Genomic DNA, 671 nt, shown 5'->3' with positions numbered 1-671 from the left:
TCTACGAGAAGCTCAACGCCATCTCGTTGATAAGTGATTGATATTGCTCATACGATTTGCTCGCCGGGAATTGCTGGCCCATAGTGTAATTCGCACTCGGCATCGATGGCAAAACCAACATATCGATGAGACGATTTATTACCGGCGGATGCACCGTTTGCGAAAGAGTTTTCACCACACCCTTGAGCGCGGTGCAAGACTAAGAATCGATGGTCGAACCAAGCACCAATGCCAACACCTTCTCAGACGAGAGACGATGTGTTGGACATTTCTCAAAGATCATCGAATTCCCCTGGACAACAATACGGCGGAGCGAGCGCTTCGCCCCTATGTGATCTGGCGAAAGCTTAGCTTTGCCAGCCAATCGTACCAAGGGGATCAGTTTCGTCCTCTGATACTGAGCATCGTGGGCACCGCTCAACGATTGGGAATCTCAAGCTACCAGTTCCTGCGCACCGCGTGCCACGAATCGATGATTCTAGGCGAGGTGAAAATCAGGTTCTCGTTCGATACGCCGCGACTGCCTGCAGGATAAGAAAATCGGACGTCATTCCTAACCTCAATGCGACATAACGCGGGTGCATAAGCAAGGGGAAAAGAGGTACGAGAAGGGCCTATTGCAGTGATATTGTGGAGTTGCGACACACCAAAACAGCAGCCACAAGAGGCCA

1 protein-coding gene and 1 pseudogene are annotated in these 671 nt (G+C 51.0%); one reads left to right on the top strand and one right to left on the bottom strand.

All coding sequences use genetic code 11. The features are described 5' to 3' along the window. Positions 1-148: 148 nt before the first annotated feature. Positions 149-364 (top strand): annotated as a pseudogene (locus ACUNV4_RS30450) (IS66 family transposase); the annotation flags it as partial. Here ACUNV4_RS30450 and ACUNV4_RS30445 read toward each other — a convergent pair. Beyond that, on the bottom strand, positions 348-470 hold the full coding sequence (locus tag ACUNV4_RS30445) for a zinc ribbon domain-containing protein (RefSeq protein ID WP_430882441.1): 123 nt from the start codon (positions 468-470) through the stop codon (positions 348-350). The pseudogene ACUNV4_RS30450 and the gene ACUNV4_RS30445 overlap by 17 nt on opposite strands. Positions 471-671: the final 201 nt, after the last annotated feature.

The sequence above is a fragment of the Granulosicoccus sp. 3-233 genome (assembly GCF_052681095.1).
This window is presented reverse-complemented; position numbering and strand designations above follow the sequence as displayed.